We start from the raw sequence: 16183 nt of genomic DNA, 5'->3' as shown, positions 1-16183 counted from the left end.
CGCTGGGGCGGTGGGGCAGGCGGCGCGATGCGTCGGTCACGCCGCGCATTTCGCACAGGTGCCCAATATTTCGATCACCGGCCGTTCGGGCTTGAAGCCTTCCTGCTCGGCGACGGCACGGACTTCGTTGGTCACCTTGTCATCATCGACATGGGTCGCCTGCTTGCAATTGCGGCACACCAGGAAGATGCAGTCGTGGTGACAGCCAGGATGCGCGTTGGCGATATAGGCATTGGCGCTCTCCACCCGCATCGCGATATTGTTCGTCACGAACAGGTCGAGGATGCGATAGACGCTGTTGGGCGCCACCCGCTTGCCCCGCGCCTGCGACACCGTATCGGCGATGTCATAGGCGGATGCGGGCTTTTCCTCGGCCGTCAGCGCGTCGAAGATCGCGGCGCGCATCGGCGTCCATTGTTCGCTCTGGGCTTCCAACGTGCGGCGCGCGGCATCGGCCAATTTGGTGCCGGTCGGCTCATGATGATGATGTTTATGGTCGGCCATCGGGTCAATCTAGGCCGGGCCGGGGCCGGGGGCAAGGGCAGGCTGTCAGCGCTGCCCGAACTGCCATGCCGCCCACAGCCAGCCACCGATCATCAGCACCCCGCCGATCGGCGTAATCGCCCCCAGCCAGCGGGGCGCGCCCAGCGCCATGGCATAGAGGGTCAGCGCGAAAATCGCCGCGCCGATCAGCAGCACCACCGCCGCGCCGCGCGCCACGCCCATGATGGTGATCGCCGCGACGGCATGGATCAATTGATAGACGCCGCCAGTGCGCAGCCACTCCACCGCCTTGGGATCGCTCACCCCATGCGCGCCGAACGCCCCCGCGCCGATGGCGATCGCAGCGGACAGGGCCGCCAGCACAGCAATCATGTCTTTTCTCCATCGCCGCGCGTCAGCAGCCGCATGCCCTTTCCGGGCCGGTAGATCAGGTCTTTGCCGGAGATCAGGTCGCCATGCTCGATCTGCAGCGCCAGCCTCTGCTCGTCATTGGCGCGATATTGCCGCTCGACCTCTTCGACTTCCTCGGCCGGCACGCCCAGCGCCTGCATCGCCTGCACCCCCATGCAGATCGCCGATTCATAGACTTCGCGCACGACCCCGGCCAGGTCCATATTCCGAAGCGCCAGCAATTGCTTGCGGTCGAAGGCGCGCACCATCAGCGCGGCCTGCGGAAAGGCCTCGGCGATCGGCTGGAGCGCGCGATTGTCGAGCGAAGGATCGTCGATGCAGAAAGCGATCAGCCGCGCCTCGTCCGCCCCCGCGCGGTGCAGCAGGTCGATGCGCGTGCCATCGCCATAATAGACCTTCGTGTCGAACCGCTGCGACACTTCGATCTGCGCGGGCTTCTTGTCGATCGACACGACAGCAAAGCCATGGCCGATCAGCATCTGCGCGACCGTCTGCCCGAATCGGCCATAGCCCACGATGATGGCGGTGCCACGCGGCGCGCCGTCGGGCCCGGGCAGGTCCGCGCCGTCCCGTGGCGCGGCAAATTCGAACCGGCGGGCGAACAGCATCAGGAACGGCGTCGTCGCCATGGAGAAGGTGACGATCGCGCTGAACAGGCTGGACGCTGCGGGCGCGATCAGCATCGCGCCCTGCGCCTGCGCGAACAGGACGAAACCGAATTCGCCCCCTTGCGACAGCAGCAGCCCCGCACCCAGTGCCGGTCGCCAATCCATGCCGAACAGCCGGGCGAGGCCGGTGATGATCGCTGCCTTGGTCGCGACCAGAATCAACGCCATGCCGATGACGAACACCGGATTGGCCGCTACGGTCTTGAGGTCCAGCACCATGCCGACCGCCAGGAAGAAAAGGCCGAGCAGGATCGAGCGGAAGGGTTCGACATCGGCCTCTATCTCGTGCCGATAGGGCGAATCGGCCAGCATCACGCCCGCGACGAACGCGCCGAGCGCAGTCGAGAGGTGCAGGCTGTGCATCAAAGCCGCCGCCGCGAGTACGGTGAACAGCCCGACCACCACGAACAATTCGCGCTCGCCCAGACGCCCGACCAGTCCCAGCAACGGCCGCAGGATGAACCGCCCCGCCAGCACGAGGCCCGCAATCGCCGCGACCGTATAGCCCGCCAGCACCCATCCCGGCGGCCCGGCGGCATCGGCCGGGTTGCGCGACAGGGCGGCGATGATCGTGATCAGCGGCACGATCGACAGATCCTGGAACAACAGGATCGAAAAGGCCTTCTCGCCAAAGGGCGAGTTGATCCGGCCGCTGGACTTAAGCCCCGGCAGCACCTGCGCCGTGGACGACAGCGCCAGCGGCAAGCCCAGCGCAATGGCCGCGCCCCAGGTAAAGCCGGTGAAATAGAAGATGATCGCCGTCAGCACGCAACCGCACAGCACCACCTGCGCCAGGCCCAGCGCGAAGATGTCGCGCTTCAACCGCCACAGCCGCGCCGGATTAAGTTCGAGCCCGACGAGGAACAGCAGCAGCACGATACCGATTTCGGCAATCGCCAGTTTCGATTCGCCGCCGCCGACCAGCCCCAGCCCCTGCGGCCCGACCACCGCGCCCGCGACCAGATAGCCCAGCACCGCACCCAGTCCGAACCGGCGAAACAGCAGGACGAATAATACGGCGGCCCCCAGCAGGATGACGCCTTCCGACAACAGCATGTCGGTGGCGCTGACCGGAATGGGCAGGGGGGCAGGCATAATCTGCATCAGGCGTCCGCCATCCGCGCGGCTTCGGCTATCGCTTCAAAGCCAAGGCGAATGGACGCATGGCGCGCCGGATAGCCGCGCGCCGGGGCCAACACGCCCAAGCCCGGCCAGAAATCCAGATCCTCGCTCGCGCCCGACAGATAGGCAGTCAGTTTGTCGCGCGCCTCGGCGAGTTCATCCGCGCTCATCCCGATCGCCTGCGCCGCCATCAGCGACGCCGATGCTTGCCCCAGCGCGCAGGCCTTCACGTCCAGCCCCATCTCGGCCAACCGCCCGTCCGCCATCGCCACATCGACCACGATGCGCGACCCACAGGTCGGCGACCGTTTCTCGACGCTCGCCTGCGGTTCGGGCAGGCGGGCATGGTGCGGGATGCTGGCGGCGAGCCGCAATATGTCTTTGTTATACAGGGGAGCGCTCATCCCGTCCCATGTAGGACAGGATCGTCGCGGGGTGAAGGCGGGGAATAGCGTCCTTCGAAATTAGCGCGGCGACCATTGTCTCCCCACGTCCGGCGGCTTATCGCGCCCCCATGAAGATTCTGGTCGATGCCGATGCCTGCCCCGTCAAGGAGGAGATCTACAAGGTCGCCTTTCGCCATGCCGTGCCGGTCACGATCGTCAGCAACAGCCCGATCCGCATCCCCGCGCACGACCTGCTCGACCGGGTGGTGGTCAGCGACGGCTTCGATGCGGCCGATGACTGGATCGCGGAGCGGGCGGATGCGGGAACCGTCTGCATCACCGCCGACATCCTGCTCGCTGATCGCTGCCTCAAGGCTGGCGCGGTGGTGATCTCGTCCATCGGCAAGCCCTTCACCCATAGTTCCATCGGCGCAGCGATCGCGACCCGCGCGATCATGGCGGATCTGCGCGCGGGCGGCGATCAGATCGGCGGGCCACCGCCTTTCGGCAAGGCCGACCGATCGCGCTTTCTCTCGGCGCTGGACGAGGCGCTGGTGCGCCTGAAGCGGGGCCGATAATGGCGGATTGGGACGCGATCATCCTGGGCGCAGGCGCGGCGGGGATGATGTGCGCGGCGATAGCGGGCCAACGGGGCAGGCGGGTGCTGCTGGTCGATCATGCCGATCAAGTGGGCAAGAAAATCCTCATTTCCGGCGGTGGCCGGTGCAACTTCACCAACATCCACACCGCGGCCGACCGCTATCTGTCCGCCAACCCCCATTTCGCCAAATCGGCGCTGGGCCGCTATAGCGCGCAGGATTTCATCGCGCTCGTCGACCGCTATGGCATCGCCTGGCATGAAAAGACGCTGGGGCAATTATTCTGCGATGGTTCGGCCAAGCAGATCGTTGCGATGCTGGAAGAGGAATGCGCCATCGGCGGTGTCACCATGGCGCTGGCCCAGCCCGTGGGCGACGTCACCCATGGCGACGGCCTCTACCGGGTCAAGCTGGGCGCGGTCGACCATCGCGCCCCCGCCTTGGTGCTGGCGACCGGCGGGCCATCCATCCCCAAAATGGGCGCGACCGGCTTTGCCTATGATGTCGCGCGACAGTTCGGCCTTGCCATCATCCAGCCACGCCCTGCGCTCGTCCCTTTCACGCTGGGCGAAGAGGAGGCGCTGTTCCAAGCGCTGTCGGGCGTTTCCGCCCCCGTCGAAGTGCGCTGGAACAAGACCCGCTTTCGCGAGGCGGCGCTCTTCACCCATCGCGGCCTGTCCGGCCCGGCCATGCTTCAGATCAGCAGCTATTGGCAGCATCGCACCCCCATTCAGGTCGATTTCCTGCCCGACCTCGATGCCGACTGGCTCCTCCAAGCGAAACGGGACCGCCCCCGCGCTTCCTTACGCAAGGTGGTAGGGCAGGCGCTGACCGAAAGGCTCGCCGACGCGCTGCTTGAGCGGGTCGGGCTTGAAGGCGAAATGGGCAATCTCTCCGACAAGGCGCTGCGCCAATTGAGCGCCCGCCTCCACGACTGGCCCTTCGCCCCGACCGGGACGGAGGGCTATGCCAAGGCCGAAGTCACCGTCGGCGGCATCGCGACCGCTGGCCTGTCCTCTCGCACGATGGAGGCCAACAAAATGCCCGGCCTTTATGCCATCGGCGAAGCTGTGGACGTTACCGGCTGGCTCGGCGGCTATAATTTCCAATGGGCCTGGGCCAGCGGCTGGGCGGCGGGGCAGGCGGTCTGACCGCCGCCGTCCCCCTCACTCCACCTTCGCGAAAATCGCCATGATCGCTTCCAGCGCCGCCGGGCTTTCGATCGTCGCTGGCATCGCGATCATCTCCCCCGCCGCGACCTGACGCAGCGCCGCGCGCAAGATCTTGCCTGACCGCGTCTTGGGCAGCGCACCCACGATATGCACGTCCTTCAGCGCCGCCACCGGCCCCAGTTCGTCGCGCACCGCCTTGATGATCTCGGCCCGTAGCGTCGCCGCGTCCCACGCGCCCGTCCGCGCAACGACGAAGGCCATCGGCACCATGCCCTTCAACGCATCGTCCACGCCGATCACCGCGCATTCGGACACCAGCGGGTGGCAGGCGACGATCTGTTCCATCTGCCCGGTCGACAGCCGGTGGCCCGCGACATTGATGATGTCGTCGGTGCGCCCCATGATGTTGACGAAGCCATCGGCATCGACATGGCCCGCATCGCCCGTCTCATAATGGCCGGGAAAACCGGCAAAGGCCTTGGCGAAGCCCGCTTCATTGTTCCACAATCCCGCATAGCAGCCCGGCGGCAGCGGCAGCGTCATCACCACATTGCCCGTTTCGCCCGGCGCGACGTCCGCGCCGCCATCGTCCACCACGCGAAAGCCATAGCCCGGCACCGGAAAGCCTGCGCTGCCCGCCTTGCGCCGCGTATCGCCCAGGCCAAAGCAGGTCGCGAGCGCTGGCCAGCCCAATTCCGTCTGCCACCAATGGTCGATCACCGGCAGTTTGAGCTGCGCTTCGGCCCAATGGATCGTGTCCGGGTCCGCCCGCTCGCCCGCCAGGAACAGCGCGCGCAAATTGCCCGTGCCGATCTGGCGGATATAGTCGCCCTCCGGGTCTTCCTTACGCACCGCGCGGATCGCGGTGGGCGCGGTGAAGAAGATGCGGACATCGTTGCGGACAATGGTCCGCCAGAATGTGCCAGCGTCCGGCGTTCCCACCGGCTTGCCCTCGAACAACAATGTCGTCGCGCCCGCCAGCAACGGCCCATAGGCGATATAGCTATGCCCCACGACCCAGCCGACATCGGACGCCGCCCAGAAAACCTCGCCCGGACGGATGCCATAGATATGCGCCATGCTCCAGGCGATGGCCACCGCATGACCGCCATTTTGCCGCACCACGCCCTTGGGGGTGCCGGTCGTGCCCGACGTATAGAGAATATAGAGCGGATGAGTCGCATCGACGGGCACGCAATCGACTGGCTCCGCCTCCGCCAGCGTGTCGGCCCAGTCGAGGTCGCGCCCCTCCTGCATCGGCGCGATCGCCTGGGGCCGTTGCAGCAGGATGACGTGCTCGATCCGGTGGGTCGCCATTTGCAGCGCCTTGTCCACCAGCACCTTGTAGGGAATGACCTTGCTGCCCTCGATCCCGCAGGATGCCGTCATCAACAGGGCTGGCGTCGCATCGTCGATCCGCTTGGCAAGTTCAGGCGCGGCGAACCCGCCGAACACCACCGAATGGATCGCGCCGATCCGCGCGCAGGCCAGCATCGCGATCACCGCCTGCGGCACCATCGGCATATACAGGATGACCCGATCGCCCTTGCCGACGCCCTGGGCGACGATCATGCCTGCCGTGCGCGCGACCTCGTCCTGCAACTGGGCGAAGGTGAAGGTCAGCCGCGTGTCCGTCACCGGGCTTTCGTAGATCAGCGCCAGATCCTCGCCGCGCCCCGCCGCGACATGGCGGTCTACCGCATTATGGCATGTGTTCATCAGGCCGCCCGCAAACCAGCCTTCGCCCTCGCTCCAGGCGCGCACCGGCGGCACCTGCCACTCGATCGCCTGCGCCGCGTCCAGCCAATAGGCTTCGCGATCGTCCTGACTGCGCATCTGTGCGTCCAGATAGGCCTGCGCCATGATTTTCTCTCCCATGTTGGAAATAATCATGCCGTAAAGCTGTAGGAAAGGCCATTCGACGTTAGTGGGGCAGGCTACTCGGGACATAAAATAAGGGCGGCCTCCTATTGGTGACCGCCCTCAATTCCATTGTACGGGTCGCTGTACTAGTCGTCGATATTGCGCTTGAACGTCTCGGGCAGGAACAGCAGGCCGATGACCACTGTCGCTGCTGCGACGACAACCGGATACCACAGGCCGTAATAGATGTTCCCGGTCGCCGCGACCATCGCAAAGGCCGTGGTTGGCAGGAACCCGCCGAACCAGCCATTGCCGATATGATAGGGCAGCGACATCGACGTGTAGCGGATGCGGCTGGGGAAGAGTTCCACTAGCATCGCGGCGATCGGTCCGTAAACCATCGTCACCAGCATCGCGAGCGCCCACAGGATCGCCACGACGGCAACCTTGTTGATCTTCGCGGTGTCGGCCTTGGCCGGATAGCCTGCATCAACCAACCCCGCCTGCAACTGCGTCTGATAGGCCGCGATTGCCGCTTTCTTGTCCGGTCCCGCCAGCGTGGCAGCATCGGGCGCGGTCAGGCTGACGTCGCCGATCCTGACCACCGCAGGCGTGCCCGCTGCGGCTTCGACATTGTCATAGCTGACGCCGGTCTTGGCCATATAGGTCTTGGCGACGTCGCAGCTCGACGTGTCGAACTTGTTCTTGCCGACCGGATCGAACTGGAACGAACATTCCTCGCCATGGGCGACGATCGTCACCGGAGCCGACGCCTGCGCCGCTGCCAGCGCCGGGTTGGCGGCGTTGGTCAGCGCCCCGAACAGCGGGAAGTAGGTCATCGCCGCCAGCGCACAACCGCCAAGGATAATCGGCTTGCGGCCGATCTTGTCGGATAGCCAGCCGAAGAAGACGAAGAAGGGGGTGGCCAGCGCCAGCGCGATAGCGATCAGGATATTGGCCGTCGCGCCATCCACCCGCAGCGTCTTTTCCAGGAAGAAGAGCGCATAGAATTGCCCGGCATACCAGACCACCGCCTGACCCATGACCGCACCCAGCAGCGCGATGATGACCCAGCGCAGATTGCCCCATTTGCCGAAGGCTTCGGTCAGCGGTGCTTTCGACGTGGTGCCTTCGTCCTTCATCTTCTGGAAGACGGGGCTTTCGTTCAGCTGCAGGCGGATCCACATCGATACGCCAAGCAGGAAGATCGAGATCAGGAAGGGCAGACGCCAGCCCCAGGCGGCAAAGGCTTCCTCACCCAGCGCAAAGCGGAAACCGATGACCACCAGCAACGCGGCGAACAGCCCGAAGGTCGCCGTGGTCTGGATCCAGCTGGTATAGAGGCCGCGTTTGCCCTCCGGCGCATGTTCGGCGACATAGGTTGCCGCGCCGCCATATTCGCCCCCCAGCGCCAGGCCTTGCGCCAGACGCAGCACCAGCAGGATGACCGGCGCCGCAACGCCGATGCTGGCATAGTTGGGCAGGACGCCTACCGCGAAGGTCGACAGGCCCATAATGCCCATGGTGACCAGAAACGTATTCTTGCGCCCGACCATGTCGCCAATCCGCCCGAACACGATCGCGCCGAACGGCCGCACCGCAAAACCGGCGGCAAAGGCGGCAAGCGCAAAGATGAACCCCGTCGTCTCATTCACGCCCGAGAAAAACTGGGCCGAGATATAGGTGGCCAGCAGGCCGTAGAGATAGAAATCATACCATTCGAACACCGTGCCCAGCGATGACGCAGCAATGACGAGCTTCTCATTCTGCCCCGTCACGCTGCGCTTTGGCTGGCCGTCTTTATATGTTGTCGCCATCTGCCCTCTCCTTTAAAATGTATATTTCGCGGCCATTTCCAGGCGGTCCATCTGCCCCGTCAGGCCGCTGGCGACTTTGCGTTCGGCATGACGATATTCGATCCCCAGATCCAGTTGCTTGACGGGTGACCAGAATAGATTGCCCGCAACGCTATAGGATGCGACGTTGGCCAGGCCCGGCAAAGCGATGCCATCGGGATACCAGGCCTTCTGATAGGCGGCCATGACGGTCGATCGCACATTGTCCGTCCACCCCAGCTTGATTGCGGCGAAACCGGCGAAATTGTCCACGACATATAGCCGATCCGCAACCGCTGGATCATAAACGGCGTCCGGCGCGAAGCCGACCGTGAAGTAACGACCCATGCCCTGGCCATAGGTGGCGCTGAACCGAATGTCGTGCCGACCTTGCGGACCAAACGGCACCTTGCCCGCAGCGCTTACGCCCCATCCGTTGGCATTGTCGCCCATCCCGTTGGCATGCACCGCGAGCTTGCGATACAGTCCCGCAACATGCATTTCCCCGGCTTTGCCCTTATAGGCCAGCTTGGCGACCAGGTCGGGCATCCGGTCGCTATCATTATCGCCCAGCGCGGCTGACGTGGTGGTGATCGTTTCGGTCTGGGGATTTTCTGCCGCGAGATACAGGCTCCAGTCGGCGGACAGGGGCTGCCTATATTGCAATATCATCTGCCGCACGAAGATCGCGCCGTCCATCGGCCCCACGAAATCGGTGGTTTCGGGGAAATGGGCCGGGTTCTGGAACGTCGTCCATTCCTGCCCGACCAGCCAGTTGCCATAGCTGATGAAGCCCCGGCGGAAGGTCGGGGTATAGGGGTTGGTCGCCCGCTGCGCGCCCAGGGGCGCGGCGGCCAGTGCGAAGTCGAACTCGACCACGCTCTTGATCTCCTTGCCGCCCAGCGGGGTAGAGGTGCTGAACGCCAGCCGCGTCTGGCGCGCATGGCCGATGATATCGCGGCTGCTCTGGCCGCCGACCGGAATTTGTTGCGGCAGGTAGAATTCCTTGCCCAGCGATCCGCCCGGCACCGTACCATCATCATAACGGGTGGCGCTGCCGACGACCTTGACGAAACCGCCCAGCTTGAAGGTGGTGGCCCCGACTTTGAAGCCCTCGGAGGCTGGCTTGGCTTCCAGTGCGGCGACGCGGCTGTCGGCCTTTTGTGCGACCTGTGTCGATGTCTGCTGCTCGGCGCGCGCCTGCGTCAACTCGCTGCGGAGGGCCGATACGGCAGCCTCCAACTGGTTCAACCGCGCTTCCAGTTCCGCCTCGCGCGCCGTCTGCGCCATGGCCTGCGATCCGGTGGCGAGCGCTGCCGCCATCGCTCCGCTCGCAATCCCGCGCCTCAGATTTAGGAATGCCCTATGCGTCATCATCCATCCTCTCTCTGCCGCTCGCCCCTTTCTGCGAAGGGATATGGCGATCCGGCTATGACTGCATCATGCGGGTCGGCGCAGGGTGAGGATAAGGCGGACCATGGTCGCAAGTCCCTCCCACTTTGGTCGAGGATGGCGGGTTGACCTGTGTTCGTTACGCTAGTGCGAAAGAGTTTGGAGAGGCCAAGATCATGAGCGAATCCCTCTATCCCGTACCCGCGGCCCTTGCCATCGACGCGCGGGTCACGGCTACCGACGCCGCCCGCATGCATGCGCAGGCGCTTGCCGACCCCGACGCCTTCTGGCGCGATCAGGCGCAGCGGCTCGACTGGATCACCCCCTTTACCAAGGTGGACGAAAGCAGCTTCGATGAAGCCGATTTCGGCATAAGCTGGTTCGCCGACGGTCAACTCAACGTCGCGGCCAATTGTATCGACCGGCACCTGGCCGAACGCGGCGACCAGCCCGCGATAATCTGGGAAGGCGATAATCCGAGCGAGAGCCGTGTCATCACCTACCGCCAACTGCATGAGGAAGTCTGCCGCTTCGCCAATGTGCTCAAGGGGCAGGGGGTCCGTCGCGGCGACCGGGTGACGCTCTATCTGCCGATGATCCCCGAAGCCGCCTTCGCCATGCTGGCCTGCACCCGTATCGGCGCGGTCCACTCGATCGTCTTCGGTGGCTTCTCGCCCGATAGCCTCGCCAGCCGCATCCGCGACTGCGACTCCCGCCTCGTCATCACCGCCGACGAAGGGCTGCGCGGAGGCAAGGCCGTGCCGTTAAAGGCCAATGTCGATGCGGCACTCGCCCACTGCACGTCGGTTGAAACCGTCATCGTCGTCCAGCGCACCGGCGCGGATGTGCCGATGGTGGAAGGGCGCGACCTGTTCTACGGCCCCGCCCGCGATGCCGCCGCGACCGATTGTGCGCCCGAAGCGATGGGCGCGGAAGACCCGCTGTTCATCCTCTATACCTCCGGCTCCACCGGCACGCCCAAGGGCGTCCTGCACAGCACGGGCGGCTATCTGCTCTGGGCGGCGATGACCCATGCCCAGGTGTTCGATTACCGACCCGGCGAAGTCTATTGGTGTACCGCCGACATCGGCTGGGTCACCGGCCACAGCTATGTCGTCTATGGTCCGCTCGCGAATGGCGCGACGACGCTGATGTTCGAAGGCGTGCCCAACTATCCCGACCACAGCCGCTTCTGGCAGGTCTGCGATAAATGGAACGTCTCCATCTTCTACACCGCGCCGACTGCGCTGCGCGCCCTGATGCGCGAAGGCGACGCCTTCGTGCAGGCGACCAGCCGCGCCTCGCTGCGCATCCTGGGCAGCGTGGGCGAACCGATCAATCCGGAAGCCTGGCAATGGTATCACCGGGTCGTCGGCGAAGGCCGCTGCCCGATCGTCGATACTTGGTGGCAGACCGAAACCGGCGGCATCCTCATCGCCCCGCTGCCCGGTGCGACCGACTTGAAGCCGGGGTCGGCGACCAAGCCGTTGTTCGGCGTCCACCCCCTACTGGTCGATGCCGATGGCAAGGAACTGGACGGCGCGACCGAAGGCAATTTGTGCATCGCCAAAAGCTGGCCCGGCCAGATGCGCACTGTCTATGGCGACCATGAGCGGTTCTTCCAGACCTATTTCACGACCTACCCCGGCCGCTATTTCACCGGCGACGGTGCCCGCCGCGATGCTGATGGCTATTATTGGATCACCGGCCGGGTCGATGACGTCATCAATGTGTCCGGCCACCGCATGGGCACCGCCGAGGTCGAAAGCGCGCTCGTCGCCCATGCGAAAGTCGCCGAAGCCGCCGTGGTCGGCATGCCGCACCCGATCAAGGGGCAGGGCATCTACGCCTATGTGACGCTCAATGCGCATGACGAGCCGTCGGAAGAGCTGCGCAAGCAACTGGTCGCCTGGGTCCGCACCGAAATCGGTCCGATCGCCACGCCCGACATCATCCAGTTCGCCCCCGGCCTGCCCAAGACCCGATCGGGCAAGATCATGCGCCGCATCCTGCGCAAGATCGCCGAGGGCGAGACCGACGCGCTGGGGGATATTTCGACCCTCGCCGACCCGTCGGTGGTCGAAGCGTTGATCGCCGACAGCCAGATGGCAGCGGCCTGACACAGGCTTGTTCCGTTAGGGGACAACCCCTATTTGCATCGCTGCCCGGTCAAGGGCAGGATGGCGTCGGAGAGGGAAGGACGAGCCAACGACGATAGGCACTATCTTGGTGGCGGATGATCATCCGCTCTTCCGTCAGGCTTTGGTCATGGCGGCCTCCAACGTCGCGCCCGACGCGCGCATATTGGAGGCGGCGACGCTGGACCGCGCGGTGGAAACCGCTACCGCCGCCAGCGATCTGCTACTCATCCTTCTCGACCTCAAAATGCCGGGGTCGGCTGGCTTTTCCGGCGTGGCCCTGCTCCACGCCGAACGCCCCTCAGTCCCCATCCTCGTCATTTCCAGCGCCGATGCGCAGATCGCCGCCGCCGAAGCGCGCCGCTATGGCGCGGTCGGCTTCATCGGCAAGGATCAGGATCTGAGCGTCATCGAAGACGCCATCGCCGCCGCTCTCGCGGGCGAAACCCCAGCGGTAACGCCCCTGATGCCCGACGAGGTAGATGATATGGCCGGCAAGGTCGCATCGCTCACGCCCACCCAGCTGCGCGTCCTGCTCGGCGTGCTCGACGGGCAACTCAACAAGCAGATCGCCTGGGAACTGGGCGTCGCGGAATCCACGATCAAGTCCCACATGACCACGGTTCTCGCCAAACTCGGCGTCCAGAACCGCACCCAGGCGGCGCTTGCCGCTCGCGCGCTGGGGTTAGGGAACCGCTGACCCGCCAGCGCCGCGTCGCGCCACCGCTGCAATCCACTGTTCCAGCACCGCTGCTGCCAAAGGCTTGGCGAGCAGGGGAATATCCCGCTCCGTCAGCCGCGCCAGCATTGCCTCGCCCCGTTCGGCAGTCACCAGCGCAACCGCCAGCGTCGGCGACCGGTCACGCAGCGCATCGATCAGGTCGATGCCGTCGCGCGCCGTGCCCAGGGCGAAATCCACCAGCGCGCCATCAAATGGCCCACTGGCCGCCAACGCTTCGGTCTCCCCCGCCGCCACGACGCACCCATGCCCCATGCTGTCCAGTGCCGCTTGCATCGCCGCGCGATTGGCCGGATCATCGTCCACGACCAGCAGGCGCAAGGCAGTTGTCGGTGCAACGACCGCCGCAGCCACGGGTGCCGCCATCACCGGCGATGGCGCTGCCAATGGCAGGCTGATCGCAAAGCAGCTGCCCTTGCCGGGCCAGGATCGTACCGCCACCGTCCCGCCAATCAAAGCGGCCGATCGCTCCACGATCGCCAACCCCAACCCGATGCCGCTCTCGCTCCCCTGACCCAGCCGCTCGAATTCGCGGAAGATCAGCGCCAGCTTGTCGGGCGCAATACCGATCCCGCTATCCCATATCTCGATGCGAACCGCCGCACCCCGCCGCCGCGCCGCGACGACGATGCGGCCCTCTTCGGTATAGCGGACAGCGTTGGACAGGAAATTCTGGACGATCGATCGCAACAGGCTCCGATCCGTCTCGACCCAGCCATCCCCCGGACCGACCCGCAGCACCAGCCCCTTTTCCGCCGCCAGGGGCTGAAAACTTTCCGCCAGATCGACCAGCATCGGCCGCACCGCAAAGCGGCTCGGCTGCGGCTTCACCCCGCCCGCATCCAGCTTCGATATGTCGAGCAACGCGCGCAGCAGGTCGTTCGCGCCCTCGATCGATCGATCGAGCCGCGACAACATGGCTTTCTCCGGTTCTCCCAGCCGCCGCCGCAGGGCGGATGAAAACAGCATCGCAGCATGCAGCGGTTGCAGCAGATCATGGCTCGCCGCCGCCAGGAAGCGGGTCTTGTCCGCCATCGCCGCCGCGAGCTTTGCGTTGACCTCGCTCAACTCCGCCGTCCGGGCGGCGACCGCTTGCTCCAGGTCACGCCTGGCGGTCTCCGTCGCCGCGCGCGCCTGCGCCTCGACCGTGATGTCGGTGAAAGACATGACATAGCCGCCATCGGGCATCGGGCCGCCCACGGTCTTGATCCAGCGACCATCGGCGCGATGCCGCTCGAACACATGTTGGCGGCGGCTGCGCATATGCGCCAGTCGCCGGGCGACATGATCCTCCACTTCGCCCGGGCCGCAATCGCCGCGTTCGGCGTTGAAGCGGATCAGGTCGGCCACCGGCACGCCGCCCCGGATCAAGCCGGGTGGGTAGTCGAACAGGTCGAGATAGCGGCTGTTCCACGCCACCAGCCGCAGGTCGCGATCGACCACGCTGACGCCGACGTCGATATTCTCCAGCGTCGCCGCCAGCAAGCCTTGGGAGAAATGCAGCGATTGTCCCGATGCGTCGAGCACCTGTGCAATCTGCGCAAAGCCCATGCCCTGGCCGGAAATGGCCGACGCCATGATCGCCCGTGCCGATGATGCGCCGACCACGCTGCCGATCAACCGCTCGGCCGCGCGCGCGCTGGCCCGGTCGATCAGCACGTCGCTGCCCTCGGTCGCGCCAAACGCTTCGATCATCGCCTCCGCGCCGACGAAGCGGGTGACGAGATCGCCCAGCGCCTCCATCGTCGTGACCGGCGCAATCCCCCGTTGCCGCACCAGCCGCACCGCGCCGACGCTGCGCGCCGATACCAGCAGGAAGGCGAGCAGATTGCCGCCCAGGCTGATCAGCGTGCCCGCCGTCACCGCGCTGATGCCGCCCCAGGTAGGCGGGGTGATCGCCGGGCTACCGATGGCGGGCAGGAACAGGATGACGAACCATAGGGCAAAGCCGGTCACCAGTCCCGCCTTGCCCGCCAACGGGTCATTATGCGGCCGATAGACTGCGCAGATCAGGGCGGGCGCACATTGGGCGATGGCGACGAAAGCGATCAGCCCGACCGACGCCAGTTGCGTCGTCGACGGTGTCGCCATCGCATAAAGCACCGCCGCACCGATCAACCCGACGATGGCGCTGCGGCGAATCCACAGCAATCGCTCGCCCATATGCGAGTCTTCGGCCGATCGCCGCAGCAGCACGGGCGCGAACAGGTCGTTGGAGATCATGCTGGAAATGGCGACGATTTCGGTGACCACCATCGCCAGCGCCGCCGACAGTCCACCCAAAAAGACGAACAGCCCCAGGCCACGATAGCCGAAATCCTGCGGCAGGCTCAGCACGAACAGATCGGGCGTCGCGCCCTGACCCAAAAAGGCCACGCCTGCCGCGGCGATGGGCAGCACCGCCAGCACGGTCACCAGCAAATAGATGACGAAGCCCCAGCGCGCGGTCAAAATATTGTCGGGTGTCCGCGACTCCGTCACGCTGATGAAGAAATGCCGGGGCAGGCAGATGATCGTCAACACCGACAACAGGGTCGTGACCGCGAAATTCACGTCCAGCCGCGCGGGCGCGAAGCCACTGCGGAAGGTTGTCATGCCTGCTGCGATCCGATCGGTCGGCGCGGTCCACAACAACCAGATGGCAAGCGCCGCGACCAGCAGCAATGCGATCAGCTTGAACAGCGATTCGAACGCGACGGCGAACAGGATCGCTTCATTCTGCCCCGCCACCTGATAGCGCCGCGCGCCAAAGGCGATGGCGAACAGCGCCAATATCGCCGCCGCTCCGATGAGCGGCGCGGTCGGCTGCGCGACGCCCGACACCAGCGCGAAGCTCAGCGCCACGGATCGCAGTTGCAGCGCGATATAGGGGATGGTGCCGAACACCAGAATGAGGGTTACCAGCGCCGCAATCGTGCGGCTCTTGCCGAAACGCGACCCGATGAAATCGGAAATCGACGTCGCGCCATCTTCCTGCACTTCGGCATTCAACCGGCGCAGGAACGGCCCGCCTGCGATCATCAGCAGGATCGGCCCCAAATAGATGGGCAGAAAGCTCCATCCCCCGGTTGCCGCTGTCCCGACCGCGCCAAAATAGGTCCAACTGGTGCAATAGACGCCCAGCGCCAGCGTATAGGCGTGAATCCGCCAGCGCGACTGACGCAGCCGATGGCGGTGGGCATGCGCCAGCGCCGTCCCGCCAAACAGCAGCGCGACATAGGCGAGGGCGATGAACAGTTGGGCAGATATGGCGATGCTCCCCGTTCCGCGTCGATCAGATCGACTGGCATAGGCGTGCGCGCGCAAACGCGCCAGTTTGCTGGCTTCATGCAGTTAACGAAAAAATAAAGGGAA

The 16183-nt window shown here is 65.2% G+C and carries 12 protein-coding genes; 4 read left to right on the top strand and 8 right to left on the bottom strand.

Going from position 1 to position 16183, the window contains the following annotated elements:
* Positions 1-36: 36 nt before the first annotated feature.
* The 4 genes from BF95_RS01895 to BF95_RS01880 are packed head-to-tail and all read right to left on the bottom strand — an operon-like array spanning position 37 to position 3109.
* A complete protein-coding gene (locus tag BF95_RS01895; protein ID WP_043148946.1) occupies positions 37-504 on the bottom strand; it encodes a Fur family transcriptional regulator in 468 nt (155 codons plus the stop codon).
* 45 nt (positions 505-549) lie between these two features.
* Positions 550-876, bottom strand: coding sequence for a DUF423 domain-containing protein (locus BF95_RS01890; RefSeq protein ID WP_043148945.1), 327 nt, complete (start codon positions 874-876; stop codon positions 550-552).
* Positions 873-2687 (bottom strand): cation:proton antiporter domain-containing protein, encoded by a 1815-nt coding sequence (locus BF95_RS01885; RefSeq protein ID WP_043148943.1) that lies wholly within the window; start codon positions 2685-2687, stop codon positions 873-875. The genes BF95_RS01890 and BF95_RS01885 overlap by 4 nt, the downstream gene beginning before the upstream one ends.
* A complete protein-coding gene (locus BF95_RS01880) occupies positions 2687-3109 on the bottom strand; it encodes an iron-sulfur cluster assembly scaffold protein (protein ID WP_043148942.1) in 423 nt (140 codons plus the stop codon). The genes BF95_RS01885 and BF95_RS01880 overlap by 1 nt, the downstream gene beginning before the upstream one ends.
* 110 nt (positions 3110-3219) lie before the next feature.
* Here BF95_RS01880 and BF95_RS01875 point away from each other — a divergent pair, with 110 nt between their 5' ends.
* The gene (locus BF95_RS01875; RefSeq protein WP_043148941.1) at positions 3220-3669 is read left to right on the top strand and encodes a YaiI/YqxD family protein; all 450 of its coding nucleotides are present in this window, start codon (positions 3220-3222) and stop codon (positions 3667-3669) included.
* Positions 3669-4841, top strand: coding sequence for an NAD(P)/FAD-dependent oxidoreductase (locus BF95_RS01870; protein WP_043148940.1), 1173 nt, complete (start codon positions 3669-3671; stop codon positions 4839-4841). Before BF95_RS01875 ends, BF95_RS01870 begins: the two co-directional genes overlap by 1 nt.
* Before the next feature lie 15 nt (positions 4842-4856).
* Here the strand turns inward: BF95_RS01870 and BF95_RS01865 are convergent, their stop codons facing one another.
* The 3 genes from BF95_RS01865 to BF95_RS01855 all read right to left on the bottom strand — a co-directional run bounded on the left by BF95_RS01865 (position 4857) and on the right by BF95_RS01855 (position 9883).
* Positions 4857-6725 carry an AMP-binding protein gene (locus tag BF95_RS01865; protein WP_043149074.1) on the bottom strand — a complete coding sequence of 623 codons (1869 nt, stop codon included), beginning with the start codon at positions 6723-6725 and terminating at the stop codon, positions 4857-4859.
* A 146-nt stretch (positions 6726-6871) separates the two neighbouring features.
* Positions 6872-8542: an MFS transporter gene (locus BF95_RS01860; RefSeq protein WP_043148939.1), complete on the bottom strand. Its 1671-nt coding sequence runs from the start codon at positions 8540-8542 to the stop codon at positions 6872-6874.
* Positions 8543-8554: 12 nt separating this feature from the next.
* Entirely contained in the window at positions 8555-9883 is a 1329-nt protein-coding gene (locus BF95_RS01855) for a DcaP family trimeric outer membrane transporter (RefSeq protein ID WP_043148938.1), read from the bottom strand.
* 245 nt (positions 9884-10128) lie between these two features.
* Between BF95_RS01855 and acs the strand changes: the two genes are divergently transcribed.
* Together acs and BF95_RS01845 are read left to right on the top strand one after the other, a co-directional pair.
* Positions 10129-12072 carry an acetate--CoA ligase gene (acs, locus tag BF95_RS01850; protein WP_043148937.1) on the top strand — a complete coding sequence of 648 codons (1944 nt, stop codon included), beginning with the start codon at positions 10129-10131 and terminating at the stop codon, positions 12070-12072.
* Positions 12073-12166: 94 nt separating this feature from the next.
* Complete coding sequence (locus BF95_RS01845; RefSeq protein WP_043148936.1) at positions 12167-12790, top strand: LuxR C-terminal-related transcriptional regulator; 624 nt, start codon at positions 12167-12169, stop codon at positions 12788-12790.
* Here BF95_RS01845 and BF95_RS01840 read toward each other — a convergent pair.
* Positions 12776-16135, bottom strand: coding sequence for a PAS-domain containing protein (locus BF95_RS01840; protein WP_235209522.1), 3360 nt, complete (start codon positions 16133-16135; stop codon positions 12776-12778). The genes BF95_RS01845 and BF95_RS01840 overlap by 15 nt on opposite strands.
* Between the last annotated feature and the right edge of the window lie 48 nt (positions 16136-16183).

It is taken from the genome of Sphingobium sp. Ant17, assembly GCF_000588875.1.
Classification (GTDB): Bacteria; Pseudomonadota; Alphaproteobacteria; order Sphingomonadales; family Sphingomonadaceae; genus Sphingobium.
The sequence above is the reverse complement of the archived record's forward strand: the minus strand, read 5'-3'. Positions and strand labels throughout refer to the sequence as shown.